The 20677-nt window shown below is 70.2% G+C and carries 19 protein-coding genes; 9 read left to right on the top strand and 10 right to left on the bottom strand.

All coding sequences use genetic code 11. The features are described from left to right. Positions 1-254: 254 nt before the first annotated feature. The 3 genes from NAG42_RS02365 to NAG42_RS02355 all read left to right on the top strand — a co-directional run bounded on the left by NAG42_RS02365 (position 255) and on the right by NAG42_RS02355 (position 3659). The gene (locus tag NAG42_RS02365; RefSeq protein WP_250027541.1) at positions 255-1949 is read left to right on the top strand and encodes a nitrite/sulfite reductase; all 1695 of its coding nucleotides are present in this window, start codon (positions 255-257) and stop codon (positions 1947-1949) included. A gap of 151 nt (positions 1950-2100) precedes the next feature. Then, on the top strand, positions 2101-2868 hold the full coding sequence (locus tag NAG42_RS02360; RefSeq protein ID WP_250027540.1) for a phosphoadenylyl-sulfate reductase: 768 nt from the start codon (positions 2101-2103) through the stop codon (positions 2866-2868). After that, a complete protein-coding gene (locus NAG42_RS02355; protein WP_250027539.1) occupies positions 2850-3659 on the top strand; it encodes a sirohydrochlorin chelatase in 810 nt (269 codons plus the stop codon). The genes NAG42_RS02360 and NAG42_RS02355 overlap by 19 nt, the downstream gene beginning before the upstream one ends. Before the next feature lie 339 nt (positions 3660-3998). On the opposite strand, the gene NAG42_RS02350 is transcribed toward NAG42_RS02355, so the two are convergent. Both NAG42_RS02350 and NAG42_RS02345 read right to left on the bottom strand, forming a co-directional pair. Next, positions 3999-4253, bottom strand: coding sequence for a WhiB family transcriptional regulator (locus NAG42_RS02350; protein ID WP_221375748.1), 255 nt, complete (start codon positions 4251-4253; stop codon positions 3999-4001). 403 nt (positions 4254-4656) lie between these two features. Then, positions 4657-5607 carry a diacylglycerol/lipid kinase family protein gene (locus NAG42_RS02345; RefSeq protein ID WP_250027538.1) on the bottom strand — a complete coding sequence of 317 codons (951 nt, stop codon included), beginning with the start codon at positions 5605-5607 and terminating at the stop codon, positions 4657-4659. Positions 5608-5659: 52 nt separating this feature from the next. Here NAG42_RS02345 and NAG42_RS02340 point away from each other — a divergent pair, with 52 nt between their 5' ends. Further along, positions 5660-6055, top strand: coding sequence for a hypothetical protein (locus tag NAG42_RS02340; RefSeq protein ID WP_250027537.1), 396 nt, complete (start codon positions 5660-5662; stop codon positions 6053-6055). A 39-nt stretch (positions 6056-6094) separates the two neighbouring features. Next, the gene (locus NAG42_RS02335; protein ID WP_250027536.1) at positions 6095-6787 is read left to right on the top strand and encodes a FadR/GntR family transcriptional regulator; all 693 of its coding nucleotides are present in this window, start codon (positions 6095-6097) and stop codon (positions 6785-6787) included. A gap of 27 nt (positions 6788-6814) precedes the next feature. Here the strand turns inward: NAG42_RS02335 and NAG42_RS02330 are convergent, their stop codons facing one another. Then, complete coding sequence (locus tag NAG42_RS02330; RefSeq protein ID WP_438872358.1) at positions 6815-7219, bottom strand: trypco2 family protein; 405 nt, start codon at positions 7217-7219, stop codon at positions 6815-6817. A 131-nt stretch (positions 7220-7350) separates the two neighbouring features. Next, positions 7351-7755, bottom strand: a complete 405-nt coding sequence (gene sodN / locus NAG42_RS02325) for a superoxide dismutase, Ni (RefSeq protein WP_250027534.1) — start codon at positions 7753-7755, stop codon at positions 7351-7353. A gap of 56 nt (positions 7756-7811) precedes the next feature. Between sodN and NAG42_RS02320 the strand changes: the two genes are divergently transcribed. From NAG42_RS02320 to NAG42_RS02310, 3 genes are all read left to right on the top strand, one after another. Then, positions 7812-8150 (top strand): S24 family peptidase, encoded by a 339-nt coding sequence (locus NAG42_RS02320; RefSeq protein ID WP_308201111.1) that lies wholly within the window; start codon positions 7812-7814, stop codon positions 8148-8150. A gap of 139 nt (positions 8151-8289) precedes the next feature. Continuing rightward, positions 8290-9528, top strand: coding sequence for an NAD(P)-dependent malic enzyme (locus NAG42_RS02315; protein WP_438872346.1), 1239 nt, complete (start codon positions 8290-8292; stop codon positions 9526-9528). Positions 9529-9692: 164 nt separating this feature from the next. Continuing rightward, positions 9693-10643, top strand: a complete 951-nt coding sequence (locus NAG42_RS02310) for a zinc-binding dehydrogenase (protein WP_284044686.1) — start codon at positions 9693-9695, stop codon at positions 10641-10643. A gap of 68 nt (positions 10644-10711) precedes the next feature. On the opposite strand, the gene NAG42_RS02305 is transcribed toward NAG42_RS02310, so the two are convergent. Next, a complete protein-coding gene (locus tag NAG42_RS02305) occupies positions 10712-11665 on the bottom strand; it encodes an alpha/beta hydrolase family protein (RefSeq protein ID WP_250027530.1) in 954 nt (317 codons plus the stop codon). 321 nt (positions 11666-11986) lie between these two features. Here NAG42_RS02305 and NAG42_RS02300 point away from each other — a divergent pair, with 321 nt between their 5' ends. Further along, the gene (locus NAG42_RS02300) at positions 11987-12151 is read left to right on the top strand and encodes a hypothetical protein (protein ID WP_250027529.1); all 165 of its coding nucleotides are present in this window, start codon (positions 11987-11989) and stop codon (positions 12149-12151) included. A gap of 81 nt (positions 12152-12232) precedes the next feature. On the opposite strand, the gene NAG42_RS02295 is transcribed toward NAG42_RS02300, so the two are convergent. The 5 genes from NAG42_RS02295 to NAG42_RS02275 form a co-directional block, all read right to left on the bottom strand. Then, on the bottom strand, positions 12233-13348 hold the full coding sequence (locus tag NAG42_RS02295; protein WP_250027528.1) for an acetate/propionate family kinase: 1116 nt from the start codon (positions 13346-13348) through the stop codon (positions 12233-12235). After that, positions 13345-15435, bottom strand: coding sequence for a phosphate acetyltransferase (gene pta / locus NAG42_RS02290; protein WP_250027527.1), 2091 nt, complete (start codon positions 15433-15435; stop codon positions 13345-13347). The genes NAG42_RS02295 and pta overlap by 4 nt, the downstream gene beginning before the upstream one ends. A gap of 564 nt (positions 15436-15999) precedes the next feature. Next, positions 16000-16734, bottom strand: a complete 735-nt coding sequence (locus NAG42_RS02285) for an AAA family ATPase (RefSeq protein ID WP_250027526.1) — start codon at positions 16732-16734, stop codon at positions 16000-16002. After that, a complete protein-coding gene (locus NAG42_RS02280; RefSeq protein WP_250027525.1) occupies positions 16724-16900 on the bottom strand; it encodes a DUF6104 family protein in 177 nt (58 codons plus the stop codon). The genes NAG42_RS02285 and NAG42_RS02280 overlap by 11 nt, the downstream gene beginning before the upstream one ends. A 57-nt stretch (positions 16901-16957) precedes the next feature. After that, positions 16958-20677, bottom strand: a complete 3720-nt coding sequence (locus tag NAG42_RS02275) for a multifunctional oxoglutarate decarboxylase/oxoglutarate dehydrogenase thiamine pyrophosphate-binding subunit/dihydrolipoyllysine-residue succinyltransferase subunit (RefSeq protein ID WP_250027524.1) — start codon at positions 20675-20677, stop codon at positions 16958-16960.

Below are 20677 nucleotides of genomic sequence, written 5' to 3'. Positions count from 1 at the left end.
CCAGAAGGCCGCGGCGTGAGAGGCTTGCCCACATGACCGCTGCTCTGGACCGCCGCTTCGTGGCTCGCCGCCACGTTGATTACGGCCGCGTCCGCAGCGCGATGTGTCCGGCTTCCTGACGCCGTCCGAATTATTTTTCGGGCGCGCGAGACGCGCCGGCCACTCCTGACACTGATGTCGCGAGCCTCCCTGAACCTTCCGGAGCTGAGCCGTGAGCGTCTGATCGCGCCCACGATTCCCGGAGGACCGCCGACATGGCGCCCAGCAGCACCCCCGCTACGCCGACCGCCCGCCCCCGCAAGGCGCGCGGCGAGGGCCAGTGGGCGCTCGGACACCGCGAGCCGCTCAACCCCAACGAGCGGATCAAAAAGGACGACAACCCGCTCAACGTGCGCGACCGCATCGAGAACATCTACGCGCACACCGGCTTCGCCTCGATCGACCCGCAGGACCTGCGGGGCCGGTTCCGCTGGTGGGGGCTCTACACCCAGCGCAAGGCCGGGATCGACGGCGGCCGCACCGCTGTGCTGGAGCCGCACGAGCTCGAGGACGAGTACTTCATGCTGCGCGTCCGCATCGACGGCGGCGCGCTGAGCGTGGCCCAGCTGCGCACCATCGCGCAGATCTCCCAGGAGTTCGGCCGCGACTCGGCGGACATCACCGACCGGCAGAACATCCAGCTGCACTGGATCCGGATCGAGGACATGCCCGAGATCTGGCGCCGCCTCGAGGCCGTGGGCCTGGAGACGACCGAGGCCTGCGGTGACTGCCCGCGCGTCGTGCTGGGCTCGCCGGTGGCCGGGGTGTCGGTCGACGAGGTGCTCGACGGGACGCCGGCGATCGACGAGATCCTCAAGCGCTACATCGGCGACCCGCGCTACTCGAACCTGCCGCGCAAGTTCAAGTCGCAGATCTCCTGGCTGCCCGACGGTCCCTACGAGACCAACGACATCTCGTTCGTCGGCGTCGTCCACCCCCAGCACGGCCCCGGCTTCGACCTCTGGATCGGCGGCGGCCTCTCCACCAACCCGCGGCTGGCCGAGCGGCTGGGCGTCTGGGTGCCCATCGACGAGATCCCGGACGTCTGGGAGGGCGTGGTCGGGATCTTCCGCGACTACGGCTACCGCCGGCTGCGCAACCGGGCCCGGCTGAAGTTCCTGCTGGCCGACTGGGGTGTGGCCAAGTTCCGCGAGGTGCTCGAGAAGGAGTACCTGGAGCGCGCGCTGATCGACGGCCCGGCGCCCGACCTGCCGGCCAAGCCGATCGACCACATCGGAGTGCACAAGCAGGTCGACGGTCGTCACTACATCGGCGCGGCGCCGGTGGTCGGCCGGTCCTCCGGGGTGCAGCTGGGCAAGCTGGCCGACCTGGTCGAGGCGCACGGCTCCGACCGGGTGCGTCTCACCGCGTACCAGAAGCTCCTGGTCCTGGACGTGGCCGACGACAAGGTGGAGCCGTTGATCGCCGGGATGCGGGCGATCGGCCTCGAGGCCCGGCCGTCGGCCTGGCGGCGGGGCACGATGGCCTGCACCGGCATCGAGTACTGCAAGCTGGCGATCGTCGAGACCAAGGCCCGCGGCGAGGAGCTGGTCGCCCGGCTCGAGGAGCGGCTCCGGGACTTCGACGCCGAGATCTCGATCCACATCAACGGCTGCCCCAACGCCTGCGCCCGCACCCAGGTGGCCGACATCGGCCTCAAGGGCCAGCTGGTCATGAACGAGCACGGCGAGCAGGTCGAAGGGTTCCAGGTCCACCTGGGCGGCGGCCTCGGCATGGCCCAGGGGCAGACGTCCGGCTTCGGGCGCAAGCTGCGCGGGCTCAAGGCCACGGCGGAGGAGCTTCCCGCGTACGTCGAGAAGCTGGCCCGCCACTACCTCGACGGACGCACCTCGAAGGACGAGACGTTCGCCGACTGGGTCGTGCGCGCCGACGAGGAGCTTCTCAAATGAGCGACGCCCGCTCCGCCCCGCTGTACTGCCCGTACTGCGGCGAAGAGGACCTGTTCCCCAACGAGGCATCGCACGGCGCGTGGGAGTGCCACTCCTGCGCCCGAGTCTTCACGGTCAAGTTCAACGGTCTGCTTTCCAAGGGAGTCAACCGATGACAGTCGTGGCCGCAACTTCTCTGAATCTGGTCAACCTCGGCGGCGTTGCCCCGGTTGCCCAGGACCCGGCCCGACGCTCCCGGGACGAGCTCGAGGCGCTGGCCCGCGAGGCCGGCCGCGAGCTCGAAGGCGCGCCGGCCGAGGTGATCGCCAAGTGGGCGACCGACACCTTCCGCGACCGGTTCTGCGTCACCAGTTCGATGGCCGACGCCGTCGTCGCGCACCTCTTCTCCCGGGTCTCGCCCGGCGTCGACGTGGTGTTCCTCGACACCGGGCTGCACTTCCCGGAGACGCTCAAGGTGCGCGACCTCGTGGCCGCCACCATGGACGTCAACGTCCGTTCGATCCGCCCGCGCAAGACGGTCGGCCAGCAGGACGGCGAGTACGGGCCGAGGCTGTTCGCCCGCAGCCCCGACGAGTGCTGCTTCCTGCGCAAGGTCGAGCCACTCGAGCGCGCCCTCAGCGACTACGACTCCTGGGCCACCGGCCTGCGCCGCGACGAGTCGCCGACCCGGGCCGGCACGCCGATGGTGGCGTTCGACACCAAGAAGGGCAAGGTCAAGGTCAACCCGATCGCGGCCTGGACCGAGGCCGACGTGAACCGCTACATCAGCCGGTGGAACGTGCCGGTCAACGAGCTCTTCAAGAAGGGGTACGGGTCGATCGGCTGCTGGCCCTGCACCCGGCGCACGAAGGCCGGCGAGGACCCGCGGGCGGGTCGCTGGGCGATGTTCGAGAAGACCGAATGCGGCCTGCACGTCTAGCCGTCGTCCTGGTGGCCCACGGGAGCCGTGACCCGCGGGCCGCGGCTTCGACCGAGGCGCTGGCCCGGGCGGTGCGCCGCGCTCACCCGTCGTGGGAGGTGCACGCCGCCTACCTCGACCACGCCGGCCCGCGTCCCCTGGACGTGCTGGCGGCCCTGCCGGGGCGGCGGGCCGTGCTGGTTCCGCTGCTGCTGACGGCGGCTTATCACGGCCGGGTGGACGTCCCGGCGATTCTCGACGACGCGAAGTCGCTGCCGGTCGAGGTCAGCCTGGCCGACGTGCTCGGGCCGTCGGCCGGTCGGGGGGTGCCGGCCGCTCTCGTCGACGGGCTGGTGCGTCGCCTGTCCGCTGCCGGTCTGCCCGCCGCCGTGCCTGGTGCTGGTCTGTCCGCCGCCGTGCCTGCTGCGGGTCTGCCCGTCGCCGGTGGCCTGGATGCTGTTGTGCTCTCGGCGGCTGGAACACGCGATGCCGCCGCGCGAGAGACGATCACCTGGGCGGCGGACGCCCTCAGCGCCCGTCTGAGCGTCCCGTGTGTCGCCGCCTATGCCTCGGCCTCCCCGCCGGACGCCGGAACCGCTGTGCGCCGTCTGCGGGCGGCCGGCGCGGCCCGGGTCGGCCTGGCCGGTTATTTCCTGGCTCCGGGCTTTCTCTACGACGCGGCCGTGCGCTCGGCCCGGGAGGCCGGCGTGGTCGCCGTGGCCGACCCGCTGGGCGACGCCCCGGAACTCGTCCGTCTGGTGGCGTCGCGGGTCGTGGCCGCCGTCGGCCGCTCGCTCCCGGCCGCGGCCTGAGCCGGCGCGTGTTTCGCACCACCCGACCGGCATCCGCGGGTTGTGAGCCGCCCGAGGTAAGGGTCGCCTCATTTCCGCGACACACCGTTACCAACAGTTGTGTGCCCGCCGCGCTCCGCAGAGGACTGACCGACGGTGAGCGGAATATCGACCATTCGTCGCGGCCGCAATTTCGAGATCATTTCGCGGAATCTCGATGAAACCGAACGTGATCGCAATAGCGCGTTCGGCGAACCTCTCGGGAAGCTCTCAGGATTCGGCGCGCTCAGTAATCGATCGGAAACAGCAAGACGCCCCGGTGCCGAACGGCCCGGGGCGCAAATGCTGTGGGGGATTGGTTCAGGCGGTAGGAGCGCCGACCCGGAGGCCGCCACGACGCTTTACGGCGCGCCGCTCATCTTCGCTCATTCCGCCCCAGACGCCGGCATCCTGTCCCGACTCGAGTGCCCACGTGAGGCAGTCCGAAGTCACCGGACACCGCCGGCACACGGCCTTGGCCTGCTCGACCTGCAGGAGTGCGGGGCCGGACGTCCCGATCGGGAAGAACAGCTCCGGGTCCTCGTCGCGGCAGATCGCATCGTGACGCCAGTCCATGGCGGCAACACTCCTTGTTTCTGGCTGGGGTAATGAATGGCGTTGCTGGTTTACCTATGCGTCGCGATGGCGGCTGACGTCTGAGTGCCCGTCTGCTCGCCGTGCGTAGCAAGCTTTTGTTGTTGCGGGATGCTGCTCGGCGCTTCTGGATTAGAAACGCGCGCAACCAGCAACCGGTTACTTCTTATCGCTTGTGAATGCTTTCACGAACTCTCGCGATGTCAAGGGTAGCGCCCGAAGTTTCTCCGGGCGGGTGAGCTGGCTCACGCCCTCTTTGTCCGGATCTGAGGCTTGCGCCAGAGCCCGGTGACCAACGCTCCCATCAATGTAGTACGGTCCCGGGCCCAATGCCGACCTTTTGACCGTGTTTCTGTAACGGATCGTGAGGTCGACTACCCAATCGTCAGCAGATCACACGTAGTGCTTCGGGAACGGACACGAAGTGCACCTTCTGGCGCTCGCCCAGATAGTCGCCGTCGAGCTGGAACGGCTGGGGGCGGGAAGCGATGACCGTGAACTCGTCCTGGTCGTGCAGATGCAGGACATGCTTGCCGGACGGGTCGCCCTTGCGCGTGGCGAGCTGGGCCAGCGTACGGGTGGTGCCGGTGACGGCCAGGCCACGCAGGGCCATCACGTCGAGGCCGCGGTCGAACGAGGCCCCCGGGCTCGGGTTGATCGGCCGGTCGCCGACATAGGTCCAGGGCGCGGTGTTCTGAATGATGACGGTGCCGAGGTCGGGCTCGGCCGGCTCGCCGGGGCGCTCGAGGGACAGCGGGGGAGACTTGCGGTCCTCACCGGTGATCATCTGGCCGACGATCGACCGGAAGTAGAGCCCGGGTGTGGACGTGCGGCCGCGCAGCCGGGCCTGCTCGACGCGGCGCACCACGGCGGCGTCGAGACCCATGCCGGCCGCGAAGGTGAAGTAGCGGTCGTCGGCGCGACCGAGACCGATCACCCGGTGCCGCCCGTCACGCAGGCCGTCGAGGATCACGCTGGTGCCCTCGACCCAGTCGCGGGGAAGGCCGAGCGCCCGGGCGAAGACGTTGGTCGAACCGCCCGGCACGACCGCCAGGGCCGGCAGCACCCGGGCGCGCGGGCCGGTCAGCCCGCTCAGCACGGCCTCGGCGGTCATCAGACCGTTGACCGCCTCGTTGACCGTGCCGTCCCCGCCCAGCGTGACGACGACGTCGACCCCGCTCTCGGCCGCGGCCCGGGCCAGCGTCGCGGCGTGGCCGCGGCGGGTCGTGTATTCCACGGACAGCTCGACCGCGCTGCGCAGGGCTCGGACCAGGACGTCTCGGGTGCGCTCGCTGGTGGTCGTGGCCTTGGGGTTGACCAGCAGTAACGCTCGCATGCGCGGCACTGTACCCAAGAGCCGCCCGAAACACTGTCGGTATGGTGCTCCAGTGACCGGTGAGAAGTCAGTCGTTGACAAGCCCGCGACGCTGGTGTGGGCGGTGCGGCTGCTTTACCTGGAGTGTGCGGCCCTGGCTGGGCTCACCGTCTACCTCATCGTGCTCGATGTGACGAGCCCCTCGGTGAATGTCGGCATGGCGGTGGCCCTGACCGTTTTCACCGCGCTCGGCGTGGCGGCCGTGTTCTTCGTCGCCCGGGGGCTCGGCCGACGGCAGCGCGGCGCCCGGGGGCCGGCCATCGTGATCCAGCTCTTCACCATCGCCGCCGGTGGATTCCTGTTGCAGGTCGGCCCGGTCTGGCTGGGCCTGGTGCTGATGGCACTCGGCCTGCTCGTGGGTCTGTTGATCGTGCTCCCGCCCAGCACCAGAGCGTTGGGCATCGATTAATTGCCCTCATTCGCCGGGCCAGGGCCTACCCTGAGAGATGTGACGGGATCAACGGTGCGCCCGCCCGCATATCAACTGCTGGCGGATGAGTTACGAGCAGACATCACCTCGGGGCGGCTGCAACCCGGCGAGCGGCTGCCACCCGAGCCGGAGCTGTGTGTCAAGACGGGCGTCAGCCGCAGCACCGTCCGGGAAGCCCTGCGGCTGCTGGCCAGCCAGCACCTGATCGTCACGACCCGCGGCGTCACCGGCGGCAGCTTCGTCGCCCACCCCGACGCCGAGCAGCTGGCCGAGGGGCTGGCCACCGGTTTCACACTGTTGTCGAATTCGGCCGGGGTCGGCTTGACCGACCTGCTCGAGCTGCGCCGGGCGCTCGAAGTGCCGGCCGCGGGCCTGGCCGCGATCCGCCGCGACGACGACCACCTGGCCGAGATGCGCGGTGCGTTCTTCGACCCGGCGGTCGACGACCTCGAGACGATGCTGGCGGCGCATGCGGCGTTCCATCTGGCCGTGGCCAAGGCGACCATGAACCCGCTCTACGACCTCATCGTGCGCCCGCTCTACTTCGCGAGTTTCGGCGAGGACGTCACGGAGAACCTGCCACCCGGATACTGGCGGCAGATCGACGCCGACCACCGGCTGATCCTGGACTGCCTGATCATGCGGGACGCGGAGTCGGCGACCCGGGCCGCGGCGCAACACCTGGACTACATCTCCGCGGTGCTGCACTAGCCCAGCGGCGGGCCTCGGTCTCTCTGGTCAGGCGCCGGTGCGGCGGGTGACCAGGCGGATCGTCGCTCGCTGGCCGGTCGCCTCGGCGGCGGCCGACGTGGTGAGGGCGGTCAGCACCTTCCACGCGAAGGACGACTCGGCCGGCAGCTTCGCCCCTCGTACGGTCGTGACCGTGACCTCGACCGTCAGAGCGTCCTCGGTGACGGCGAACCGGCAGTCGAGCTCGGCGCCGCGGGTCGCGATCGCCAGCAGCATCGCGCACGCCTCGTCGACGGCGATCCGCAGATCCTCGATCTCGTCCAGCGCGAAGTGCAGCCGGGCGGCCAGACCGGCCGTCGCCGTCCGGAGGACGCCCAGGTAGCCACCGTCGGCGGGCACGGTCAGCAGCACGACGTCGTCGCCCACCGCCGGGTCCGGATTACGTTCCGTCACCTGGTTCACCGATTCTCCTCCTGACGCCAGCAGACTTTACAGCGCTTCGCGCAAGCCGGTCACTGAGCAGACGCGGCCGGTACACCCCGGTGGGCGTACCGGCCGCGATCGGCCTTGCTCTGTCGGCCTGATCAGGCCTGCTTGGTCTCCCAGAAGATCTTGGAGATCTCCTCGATCTTGCCGAGGAGCTGGTCGGCGACAGCGGGGTCGACCGAGCCCTTGGCGCCGGACGCGCCGGCGAGCTTGGTGGCCTCGTTGAACAGCTGGTGCAGGTTCGGGTACTTCTCGAAGTGCGGGGGCTTGAAGTAGTCGGTCCACAGCACCCACAGGTGGTGCTTGACCAGCTCGGCCCGCTGCTCCTTGATGATGATGGCGCGCGTGCGGAACTCGGGGTCGGTGTTCGCCTGGTACTTCTCGGCGATGGCCTTGACCGACTCGGCCTCGATCCGGGCCTGCGCCGGGTCGTAGACGCCACACGGAAGGTCGCAGTGGGCGGTGACCACGGTTCGAGGCATGAGGAAACGCGGAAGTCGCATCAGGACTCCTCCATATGAGTTTGCGATGATCCGTGGTTGACACTACCCCTTACACGGTGGACTTAAAGCGTTGGAGGACTGATGCCGTGAGGTGGCAACAACCACTGTTCGCGGTACTCGTCCGGGGACCGTCGATGGTGCCCGTCCTGCGCGACGGCGACGCCCTGATCGTGCGACGCGGCGCGCGCGTGCGCGCGGGGGATGTGGTGGTCGCCAGATTCCGCAGCCGGCCCGACCTGCTGGTCGTGAAGCGCACGGTAAGGCCTGAGGACGGCGGGTGGTGGATACAGGGCGACAACCAGCTGATCGAGGACGACAGCCGGAAATACGGCGTGGCGGATGTCATCGGCCGGGTGTTGTTCCGCTACTACCCGAGGCTCGGTCGGCTAGGTTAATGTCGCAGCACCGCGGCGCACACTCGCGCCTCGCGGTTGTTGTCTCCCGGGTGATCCCCGCATCGCGTTCCGGTCCGGCGCACTACTCGCCGTCGCGACCGCCTCGCTGACCTATGTCCCGATGCCGGTTGGAGTCCCCGTGTCCTTCTTCAGTTTCGAGCTCGACCCCGCCCTCGCCGCCGATCCGGTCTTCGAGCTGCACAAACGCGGCAAGATGGAGATCAGCCTGACCGTCCCGCTGGCCAGCCGCGACCACCTCTCCCTGGCCTACACGCCCGGCGTGGCCCGGGTCTGCGAGGCCATCGCCGACGACCCGGCGCTCTACGCCGACTACACGTGGACGGCCAACACGGTCGCCGTGGTCACCGACGGCTCGGCCGTGCTCGGCCTCGGCAACATCGGCGCCAAGGCCGCGATGCCGGTCATGGAGGGCAAGTCGATCCTGTTCAAGAAGTTCGGCGGCGTCGACTCGATCCCGATCTGCCTCGACACGCAGGACGTCGAGGGGATCATCGCGGCGATCAAGGCGATGGCCCCGTCCTTCGGCGGCATCAACCTCGAGGACATCAGCGCCCCGCGCTGCTTCGAGATCGAGCGCCGCCTCGACGCCGAGCTCGACATCCCGGTCTTCCACGACGACCAGCACGGCACCGCGGTGGTCACGCTGGCCGCGCTGCGTAACGCGGCCAAGCTGCTCGGGCGCGACCTCGGGGACCTGCGCGTGGTGATCAGCGGAGCGGGCGCGGCCGGGGTGGCGATCACCCGGATGCTCATCGCCGCGGGCGTGGACGGGGCCAACGTCATCATCTGCGACTCGCGCGGCATCATCCACGCCGAGCGCGGCGACCTCACCCCGGTCAAGGCGTCGCTGGCCGCGACGACCAACCTCTCCGGGCGTACGGGTGGGATCGCCGAAGCCCTGATCGGGGCGGACGTGCTGATCGGGGTCTCCGGCGGGCACATCGAGGAGAGCGCCGTGGCCGGCATGGCGCCCGGCGGCATCATCTTCGCGATGGCCAACCCGACACCCGAGGTGCACCCCGACGTCGCTCACAAATACGCGGCGATCGTCGCGACCGGGCGCAGCGACTTCCCCAACCAGATCAACAACGTGCTGGCCTTCCCGGGCATCTTCCGGGGCGCGCTGGACGTGCGGGCGAGCACCATCACCGAGCGGATGAAGGTGGCGGCCGCGTCAGCCATCGCCGACGTGGTGTCGGACGACCTGCGCGCCGACGCGATCGTGCCGTCGCCGCTGGACCCGCGCGTGGCACCGGCGGTGGCGGCCGCAGTGACCGCGGCGGCCGAGGCCGATGGAGTGGCCCGCCGATCGGCTCCGGTCGCACCGATCCAGCGCTCCGCGCCACTGCCCGGCTGACGGCTGGGCATCCCGGTTGGGGTGCCCAGCCGTCGCGGCTGGGGACCCGGTCATCATCGCGGGAAGCCGCAAGATCGTGCTGAGGCGGAGCCGGCGGCCTGTGGACAACGCGCGAGTGTGGAAAACGCACGGGTGATCGTCACCGGCCACTATGGTCTGTGCCTATGCGCGCCGCCTACGCCATAGCCTCTGACCCGACGACTCCCCTTTCCGCCCTGCGTGTGGCCGACCTGCCCGACCCCACCCCGCCCGACGGCTGGGCCACGGTCGACGTGCGGGCGGCCTCGCTCAACCAGCACGACATCTGGTCGCTGCGCGGGGTCGGTCTGCGGGCCGACCGCTTGCCGATGATCCTGGGCTGCGACGCCGCCGGCGTCGATCAGGACGGTAACGAGGTGGTCGTCTATCCGGTCGTCCCCGACGATGCCGACCCGCGCGGTCTCTCGCTGCTGTCCGAGCGGCACCCCGGCACGCTCGCCGAGCATGTCGCGGTGCCGCGCGGCAACCTCATCCCCAAGCCGGCCGGCCTGTCGTTCCTCGATGCCGCCTGCCTGCCCACGGCTTGGCTGACCGCCTTCCACATGCTGACCACGCGCGGCCGGGTCGAGGAGGCCTCCGCGGTGCTGGTGCAGGGCGCCGGCGGTGGGGTGGCCACGGCCGCTGTCGCGCTCGCGGTGGCCATGGGCAAGCGGGTCTATGTCACCAGCCGCGACCCCGGGAAGCGGGAGCGCATCGCCGAGCTGGGCGCCACGGCCGTCGAGCCCGGCGCCCGCCTGCCCGAGCGCGTCGACGTGGTGATCGAGTCGGTCGGCGCGCCCACCTTCGACCACTCGATGAAGTGCAGCGCGCCCGGCGCCCGCATCGTGGTGTGCGGCGCGACCGGCGGCCATCTGGCCACGGTCGACCTGCGCCGGGTCTTCGCGATGCGGCTCGACGTCCTCGGCAGCACGATGGGCACCGGCCCCGAGCTGGCCGCCCTGCTGGCCTTCCTGGTCGAGAAGGACGTGCGCCCCGTCATCGACTCCACCTACGGCTTCAGCGCCGTGGCCGACGCCTTCGCCCGCCTCGAGTCCGGCGAGATCTTCGGAAAGGTGGCGATCGACTTCCTGCACTGACCCGCGGTTCCCGAGACTCGCCGGTGCCGGTGCCGGTGCCGGTGCCGGTGCCCGGGTGAGCGTGCTTGCTACAGGCTGTTGGTGAGGGTGGCCAGGCCGCCGCGGGTGGCGTCCTTCTGGAGGCGGGTGCGGGCTTTGGCGTCGCCGTAAAGGGTCCAGCGCCAGAAATCGGTGCTTGTCGCGGCGATCACGTCGAGGGAACGGCCACTGGCCACATGACCGCCCTCGGTCACGCTGAGGAAGGCCTTCGGCCAGGTCACGGCGTTGTAGGCGGCGCGACCGTCGGCGTATGCCACGGTGGCATCCTTGCGGCCGTGCACAAAAAGCAGCGGGGCCGCGCGGCCGATGAACGGCTGGGGAAGCACCTGCCGACCGGCCAGGACCACGCCGGCTCGGAGGCGCTCGTCCCGGCTGCCGCTGAACAGGCCCAGCGTGGTCACACCGCCGGCTGAGTGGCCGGCGGCGGCGATCCGGTTCTGGTCGACGACCGGGCCCAGTTCGGCGAGCGCTTCGGTGATCACATAGCTGGCGTCGGTGGGCTGGTTGAGGACGTCGAGCACGTTGAACTCGGTGGCCGAGGCGGAGGTGTGCGGATAGGCCGGTGCCGCGACCACGAAACCGGCCCGGGCCCAGGTGGTGAGCAGCTCACGGTAGTCGGACGGCTTGCCGCCGAGCCCGTGACTGAAAAGGATCAGCGGGAAGGGGCCGGTGCCCTTCGGCTGCCAGACGGTGGTCGGCAGGGCCCGGTCGTCGCGCTGGAGCTTGAGTGTGCGGGTCTCGACCGCGAACGACCCCGTGGGCGCTGACGTCGCGCCGGGAGCGGTGGTGGCACCTGGAACGGCCGTGGCGCCAGGAGCGCCGGGTGTAGTCGCGGCGCCCGGTGCCGGCGGAATGCTCGCGGCTGAGGGCAGTGCGGTCGGCGAGCTCTCGGAGGGCTGCTCCGAGGAACACGCCACGAGCGTGGTCGACAGAACCGCGACGGCAAGGGCGAGGGCGACGGGACGGCGATGCACCCGTCCCATTGTGCGTCGGCGTTTCCCGATACCGTTCGCCGGCGGGGTGGCTGATCTTATTTTGCCGGCGGGGTAGCTGACCTGGTTTGTCGGCGGTGTGGCTGATCTCGTTGCTGACGGAGCCGGGGCGGTGTCAGCGCTGACGTGCCCGTCATCGGTGGGCATGGGATGAGCGCGCGGGCCCCCGGCACCTCGCTCGGTCGGAAGGCGATCAAGGACAGCGGGCGGCGCTCCCACGATGGGGTGAAATCGCCGTACGCATGATGTTTGTCCTGGTAGGGCGGTGGTGGGGTACGGCGGGGCGTGCGTCGTTTCGCTATGGTCTTGCGCATGTCTGACAACAGCGTCGACCCGAGCGGCAACACCGAAGCGTTCCGGGCCTTCACTCAGAGCACCCCGCAGGAGCCGAAAGCGGCCTCGAAGACCCCGCTGATCATCGGCGGCATCGCCGTGGCCGTTGTGCTGATCGTCCTCATCGCCTGGCTGGCTCTCTGAGCCGGCGATGCGCTGACGCCCGCTGACCACAAGGCTGACTCCCGCAGACCACAAGACAGCGAACCGTCGGCCGTCGAACCGTCAGCGCGGCAGGGACAAGGCCGCCCGGGACTGGTCGGCTATCTCCAGTTCCTCGTCGGTGGCGATCACACAGACGGGGATGCGGGCGCCGGGCGGGGAGATGATCTCGTCACGGCGCTCGTTGCGGTGCGGGTCGATCTCGATGCCCAGCGGCTCGAGTCCGGACAGTGCGGCGGCCCGCACCGCGGCGGCGTTCTCGCCCACGCCGGCGGTGAACGTGATGGCGTCGACCCGGCCGAGCACGGCCAGGTAGGCGCCCACGTATTCGCGGATGCGGCGGCAGTAGACGTCGAAGGCCAGCGTCGCGTCGGGGTCGCCCTGCGAGCGCTTCTCCAGCACCGAGCGCACGTCGTTCACCCCGGCCAGGCCCTGCAGGCCGGCGTGGCGGGTCAGCGAGTTCTCGATCTCGTCCAGCGGCAGGCCGGCCACCCGGTGCAGGTGGAAGATCACCGTCGGGTCGATGTCGCCGCTCCGGGTGCCCATCACCAGGCCGGGCAGCGGGGACATGCCCATCGAGGTGGCGACGCTGCGACCGCCCTCGACCGCGCAGGCACTCGCGCCGTTGCCCAGATGCAGGGTGATCACGTTTGTCGAGGCGGGATCGCGGCCCAGCACCTGGGCGGTGCGGCGGGAGACGTACGCGTGGGAGGTGCCGTGGAACCCGTACCGCCGGATCTGCCACCGCTCGGCCAGTGACCGGTCGATCGCCCAGGTCACGCCCTCGGGCGGGATGGTCGCGTGGAACGCCGTGTCGAAGACGGCCACCTGCGGCACGTCGGGCAGCAGCTTGCGGGCCACCTCGATGCCGGTCAGCGCGGCCGGGTTGTGCAGCGGGGCGAGCGGCACGAGGGCCTCGACCCGCGCCACCACGTCGTCGTCGATGACCGTCGGGCCGGTGAACTCGGGGCCGCCGTGCACCACCCGGTGACCGACCACGGCCAGGCCGGCCAGATCGACCTCGTCCATGATCCCCTGCAGCGCGGCCCGGTGGTCGGCCACCTCGCCACCGCTCTCACCGATGCGTTCGACCAGGCCCTTGGCCACGGTGCCGGCGCCGTCGAAGAGCCGGTATTTCACCGAGGACGAGCCGCTGTTGAGAACGAGCACCCGAGTCATCGCACCGCCGCCTGGATCGCCGTGATCGCCACCGTGTTGACGATGTCCTTGACCGTGGCCCCACGGGACAGGTCGTTGACCGGCCGCCGCAGGCCCTGCATCACCGGTCCGACCGCGACCGCGTTGGCCGAGCGCTGAACCGCCTTGTAGGTGTTGTTGCCCGTGTTGAGGTCGGGGAAGACGAAGACCGTCGCCTTGCCGGCCACCGTGCTCTCGGGCAGCTTGGTCGCCGCCACCGCGGGGTCGATGGCCGCGTCGTACTGGATCGGGCCCTCGACCGGCAGGTCGGGTTGCCGGTCGCGGACCAGGGCGGTGGCCGCGGCGACCTTTTCGACGTCGGCCCCGGAGCCGGATTTGCCCGTGGAGTACGACAGCATCGCGACCCGCGGCTCGATGCCGAAGGCCGCCGCCGTCCGCGCGGAGGAGAGCGCGATGTCGGCCAGCTGGGCCGCGTCGGGGTCGGGGTTGACCGCGCAGTCGCCGTAGACCAGCACGCGGTCGGCCAGCAGCATGAAGAACACACTGGACGCCACCGACACGTCGGGCACCGTCTTGATGATCTCGAACGCGGGGCGGATGGTCGCCGCCGTGGTGTGGTTGGCCCCGGAGACCATGCCGTCGGCCAGCCCCTCGGCCACCATCATCGTGCCGAAATAGTTGACGTCGCGCACCACGTCGTAGGCCAGGTCGAGCGTCACCGCCCGGTGTTTGCGCAGCTCGGCGTAGCGCTCGGCGAAGTCGTCCCGCCACGGGCTGGTCTCGGGGTCGACCAGGCGGGCCGAGCCGATGTCGACGCCCAGCTCCCGGGCCCGCCGGGTGATCTCGGCCGGGTCACCGAGCAGCGTGAGGTCGGCGACGCCCCGGCGCAACAGGGTCTCGGTGGCCCGCAGGATGCGCTCGTCGGTGCCCTCGGGCAGCACCAGGTGACGCCGCTCGGCCCGGGCCCGGTCGATCAGATCGTTCTCGAACATCAGCGGCGTGACCCGGCTCGAGCGGGCCACGTCGAGCACGCGGGTCAGGGCCGCGGTGTCCACATATTCCTCGAACGCGCCGAGGGCGGCCTCGACCTTGCGCGGGGTGCCCGTGCCGAGGCCGGCCTGGATGCGGCTGGCCGAGGCGATGGTGTGGTAGCTGTCGGCGTCGACGACCAGCATGGCCAGGCCGGTGTTGAGCCGCTCGATGACCCGGACCACGCGCGGGTCGGGGCGCTCGCCCAGGGTCAGCACCAGACCGGCCAGCGTGACGTTGCCCGCGGCGTGCGCGGCGCTGGCCGCGAGCAGCAGGTCGGCCCGGTCGCCCGGGGTGATCATCAGCGCGCCGTCGGTCAGGTGCTCGAGCACGGCGGGCACATGGGCCGCGCCGACCACGTAGTCGAGCACGTCACGATCGAGAGCGCCCTCACCACCGGACACGATCGTCGCGTCGAGCGCCTCCGCCACCTCGGCCACCGTGGGCGCGGCCAGCGTGGCGATCTCGGGAATCGACCACATCGGCACCGGCAGCGCGTCGGCCGGCAGCGCGTCGGCCGGCAGCGCGCCGAGATCGGCCGGCACCCGGTTCGCGATCACGGCGATCACGGTGGCGTCGAGGTCGACCAGCGAGTGATAGGCGCTGCGAGCCGAGGCCACGAGCGACTCGGCGTTACGCCCAGCACCGCTGATCACGGGCACCACAACACTGCCGAACTCGGTGGCCAGCCGGGCGTTGAAGCCCAGCTCGCGCGGCATCTCGTCGCGTTCCTTGGCGGCCGGCGCGAAGTCGCTGCCGATCACCACCACCGACGCCGACTGCCGCTCGACCTCGCGGTAACGCTCGACGATCCGGGAGATCAGCTCCTCCCACTTGCCATCGGCGACCAGCGCACTCGCCTCGGCCATGGTGACGCCGTAGGACTCCGCATAGGGCGCCACGACCGGGTAGCGCTTGGTCAGCAGCGTGAGCAGCGAGTCGTCCCCGTCGCCGGAGACCAGCGGCCGGAACACCCCGATCCGCGCGACCTGCCGCGACAGCAACTCGACCAGACCGAGCGCCACCGTGCCCTTGCCGACACCCGGGCCCAGACCCGCCACATAAACGCTTCGTGCCACGACTTCAACGTACCGGCCGCCACGCGCCCCCGCCCGGCCGAGTTCCAACTGTGGATGACACCAGACGTGTCGAAGGACGGATCAAGAGCCAGGGACAAATGTCGTAGCCGGGTGGGTGATGCGGACCGCTGCTCACGCCGAGGGCCCGGGCGGCCCGAGCAGGGCGCTGGCGCGCCCAGGGCGCTCGACCCACCCGGGCGACGTGCGTAAGTGGTTGCGCTGACCCCGAAGATCAACCCCACGCGGCGGCCAGCTCGGGCGGAATGCGGTCACCGCCTAGGCAGGTCGGGCGGGTCGCGGGCTGTGCGGTGGTGCCGCTGGGTGGCGGCGGGGCGTAGTCGGGCACGTGCGTTCTGGGTTTGAGCCCGGCCACTCACTCACGTCGCCCGGGCGCGCTGAGCGTTCAGGACGCGCCAGCGGCCTGCTCAGCACGTCTGGGCCCTCGGCGTGAGCAGCGGTCCGCACCACCATCCCAGCTACGACATCCAGCTTTTGATCGTCGAGCTTGACCCCCGATGCGCTCATCCCGCCCGAGCGACGTGCGTGAGTGCTTGCGCTCGACGATCAGGCGCGCAGGTGACGAAGGTACGCCTCGGGTGCGTCGAGGAAACCGCGCCAGTTGGCCACGATGTCGAGGTCGGCCCATGCGGTGCGGCGGATGCCGTGCGCGCCGAGTTCGAGGATCGTGGCGCCGGGCAGGGCGGTGAGCAGCGGCGAGTGCGTGGCCACGACGACCTGCGACCCGTCGGCGCGCAGGTCCTCGAGGCGGCTGAGCAAACCCAGCGTGGACGTGAAGGACAGCGGCGCCTCGGGCTCGTCCATGAGGTAGAAGCCGTACCCCCGGAATTTGCGCTCCAGAAGTTCGAGGAAGCCCTCGCCGTGGCTCTGTTCGTGCAGCCCGTGATCGGGATTGTCGCCGGGCAGGCTCTCCAGATAGGTGTAGAGCCCGTGCGTGGTCTCGGCGCGCAGGAAGTACGCGTTGACCCGGCGCCCGGGCGTGCGGATCACCCGCAACGCCGAGCCCAGCGGCGACTCGGTGACCCGGGTCGAGTGCATCGCGCCCCGCGAACCGCCCTCCGGGTTGAGCCCGTGCGCCGCGGCCAGCGCCTCGACCAGCGTCGACTTGCCCGAGCCGTTCTCGCCGACGAGGAATGTCACGCCGGCCGGAATGTTCAGGCCGTGCTCGAGGAGCGCGCGTACGGCCGGAATCTTCGCCCACCAGGCGGCCCGGTCGACCTCGGCGGCGGCGTCGAGCTCGACCCGCCGGATCGGTCGCGACTCGAGACCGCTACTCCTCATCCTCGTCGTCCCGGGCGAGCCACGTCGCGAAGCGCTCGATCGGGGTCTCGAACTCGGGGTTCTGGTCGACGAAGGATTGCAACTGCGCGGCCAGCCACTCCAGCGTCACGGTTTCCTCGCCACGCCGTTCGACGAGTTCCTCGATGCCACGGTCGGTGAAATACATGACCGGATAGTAAAAGGGGGCGCCCCGCCGCAGCGGAGCGCCCCCAGTCCTCAGCTGTTACGGACGCGGCAGCGCGGCCTCGATCAGCGCGGCCTGCTCGGCCTCGTGCATCTTGGCCGAGCCCACCGCGGGCGCCGCGGCGGCCGGGCGCGAGATGCGCCGCAGCCGGACGCCCTCGAGGTGCTCGAGCAGGTTGAGCGCGACGAACGACCAGGCACCCTGGTTGGCCGGCTCCTCCTGCACCCAGACGAAGTCCTCGGCCTGCGGGAACTGGGCCAGGATCGCCTTGAGCTCCTCCACCGGCAGCGGGTAGATCTGCTCCATCCGCAGGATCGCGGTGTCGGTGATGCCCCGCTCGGCCCGGGCCTGGAAGAGGTCGTAATAGACCTTGCCCGAGCAGAGCAGCACCCGCTTGACCCCGTTGGCGTCCAGCGGCTTGCCGTTCACGCCGGCGTCGGCGATGACCGGCTGGAACGTGCCCTGGGTGAAGTCGGCGACCGACGACACCGCGAGCTTGTGGCGCAGCAGTGACTTGGGCGAGAAGACGACCAGCGGCTTGCGCTTGCCCGACAGGGCCTGGCGGCGCAGCAGGTGGAAGTAGTTGGCCGGGGTGGTCGGGTTGGCCACCCGCATGTTGTCCTGCGCGCAGAGCTGCAGGAACCGCTCGGGCCGGCCCGACGAGTGGTCGGGACCCTGGCCCTCCTGGCCGTGCGGGAGCAGCAGCACCAGCGACGACTGCTGGCCCCACTTCACCTCGCCGGACGAGATGAACTCGTCCACGATCGACTGGGCGCCGTTGACGAAGTCGCCGAACTGCGCCTCCCACAGCACCAGCGCCTCGGTGTTCTCGACCGAGTAGCCGTATTCGAAGCCCATCGCCGCGTACTCGCTCAGCAGCGAGTCGTGGACGAAGAAGCGGGCCGAGCCGGTGGCCAGCGTGGACAGCGGGAGGAAGTCCTTGCCGGTCTTGGCGTCGACGACCGACGCGTGCCGCGAGACGAACGTGCCGCGACGCGAGTCCTGTCCGGCCAGCCGGACCGTGACACCCTGCTGCAGCAGCGTGCCGAACGCGACCAGCTCGCCGAAGCCCCAGTCGATGCCACCGTCGGCCGACATCTTGGCCCGGCGCTCGAGCAGCTGCTGAACCCGCTTGTGCGGGGTGAAGCCCTCGGGCAGCTCGACGTGGGCCTGGCCGACCGCGCGTACGGCGGCCGCGTCGACCGCGGTCTCGACCTCGGGCTCGGGCTCCTCGGAGATGACCCGCGGCCGCGGCGGCGTGCCGGCCGCGTCCCGGGTCGCCTTGAAGACCTGCTCGAGCTGGGACTGGTAGTCGCGCAGCTGCTCCTGGGCGTCGTCCACGGTGATGTCGCCCCGGCCGATCAGCTCCTCGGTGTAAAGCTTGCGCACCGAGCGCTTGGTGTCGATGATCTCGTACATCCGGGGGTTGGTCATCGACGGGTCGTCGCCCTCGTTGTGACCGCGGCGGCGGTAGCAGACCAGGTCGATCACGACGTCCTTGTTGAACGCCTGGCGGTACTCGAAGGCGAGCTTGGCCACCCGCACGACGGCCTCGGGGTCGTCGCCGTTCACGTGGAAGATCGGGGCCTGGATCATCCGGGCCACGTCGGTCGAATACATCGACGAGCGGCTGTACTCGGGGGCGGTGGTGAAGCCGACCTGGTTGTTGACGATCACGTGGACCGTGCCGCCGGTGCGGTAGCCGCGCAGCTGGGAGAGGTTGAGCGTCTCGGCCACCACGCCCTGGCCGGCGAACGCGGCGTCGCCGTGCACCAGCAGCGGGAGCACCGTGTAGCCGTGCAGGCCGAGGTCGAGGCGGTCCTGCTTGGCCCGGACGATGCCCTCGAGGACGGGGTCGACCGCCTCGAGGTGGGACGGGTTGGCCACCACGCTGACCGTGGTCGCGTGCTCGCCGTCCGGCGTCGTGTATTTGCCGGTCTGACCCAGGTGGTATTTGACGTCGCCCGAGCCGTGCGCCGACTTCGGGTCCATCTGACCCTCGAACTCGTTGAAGATCTTCTCGTACGGCTTGGCGACGATGTTGGCCAGCACGTTGAGCCGGCCGCGGTGGGCCATGCCGATGACCATCTCGTCCAGACCGGCCTCGGCCGACGACTCCAGGACGGCGTCGAGCAGCGGGATCAGCGACTCGCCACCCTCCAGCGAGAAGCGCTTCTGACCGACGTACTTGGTCTGCAGGAACGTCTCGAAGGCCTCGGCCGCGTTCAGCCGGTTGAGGATGTGCTTCTGCTCGTCGGAGTCGGGCTTGGTGTATTTGATCTCGATGCGGTCCTGGATCCAGCGCCGCTCCTCGGGGCCCTGGATGTGCATGTACTCGATGCCGACCCGGCGGCAGTAGGTGTCGCGCAGGACGCCCAGCACCTCGCGCAGCTTCATCCGCTGCTTGCCGGCGAAGCCGCCGACCGGGAACGTGCGGTCGAGGTCCCACAGCGTGAGGCCGTGCTGGAGCACGTCGAGGTCGGGGTGGCGGCGGATCTCGAACTCGAGCGGGTCGGTGTCGGCCATCAGGTGGCCGCGCACCCGGTAGGCGTGGATCAGCTCGACGACCCGGGCCGCCTTGTCGATCTGGCCCTCGCTGGTGCGGGCGACGTCGCGCACCCAGCGGACCGGCTCGTACGGGATCCGCAGCGAGGTGAAGATCTCGTCGTAGAAGTCGTGCTCGCCGAGCAGGAACTCGTGCATCGCCTTGAGGAACTCGCCGGACTGCGCGCCCTGGATGACCCGGTGGTCATAGGTGCTGGTCAGCGTGGTGACCTTGCTGATGCCGTGCTCGGACAGGGTCTCGTCGCTCATGCCGGCGTAGGGCGCGGGGTACTCCATCGCGCCGACACCGATGATCGCGCTCTGACCGGCCATCAGGCGCGGGATGGAGTGGACCGTGCCGATGCCGCCCGGGTTGGTGAGCGAGATCGTCGTGCCCGCGTAGTCGTCCATGGTCAGCTCGTTGCGGCGGGCCCGGCGGACCACGTCCTCGTAGGCCTGCCAGAACTTGCGGAAGTCCATCGTCTCGCAGTTCTTGATCGACGGCACGACGAGCGCGCGCGAGCCGTCCTTCTTGGCGAGGTCGATGGCGATGCCGAGGTTGATGTGCTCGGGCTGGACCAGCGCGGGCTTGCCGTCCACCTCGGCGAACGAGTTGTTCATCTCGCGGTGCTGCACGACCGCGCGGACCAGCGCCCAGCCGATCAGGTGGGTGAAGCTGACCTTGCCGCCCCGCCCGCGGGCGAGGTGGTTGTTGATCACGATGCGGTTGTCGACCATGAGCTTGGCCGGGACGGCGCGCACCGAGGTGGCGGTGGGCACCTCCAGCGAGGCGTCCATGTTCTGCACGATGCGGGCGGCGACTCCGCGCAGCGTGGTGACCTTGGCCCCCTCCGGAGCCTTCCCGTTGCCCGACGAAGCGGCCGGCTTGGGCGCCGGCTTGGCGGCGGGCTTCGGTGCGGACTCAGGGGCGGGGGCGGCGGGAACTGTCGGCTTCACCGGCGCGACGGTGGCCGCGGCCGGTGCGTCCGTGCCGGCCCGGGCGGCGGAGGCGGTCGCGTTGGCCGCCTTCGCCTCGTCCGGCGTCACGATCGAACCCGTGGCCATCGCGGGCTTGTAATCGGCGAAGAAATCGTGCCAGGCCGGGTCGACGCTCGCGGGGTCGGCCAGGTAACGCTGGTACATCTCGTCGACGATCCACTCGTTGGGACCGAAATCCGCGAGCGGGTTCTCGTGCGAAGTCTGCTGGGTCGACAC

This window comes from Paractinoplanes maris, assembly GCF_023544465.1.
In the GTDB taxonomy this organism is placed as follows: domain Bacteria; phylum Actinomycetota; class Actinomycetes; order Mycobacteriales; family Micromonosporaceae; genus Actinoplanes; species Actinoplanes maris.
This window is presented reverse-complemented; position numbering and strand designations above follow the sequence as displayed.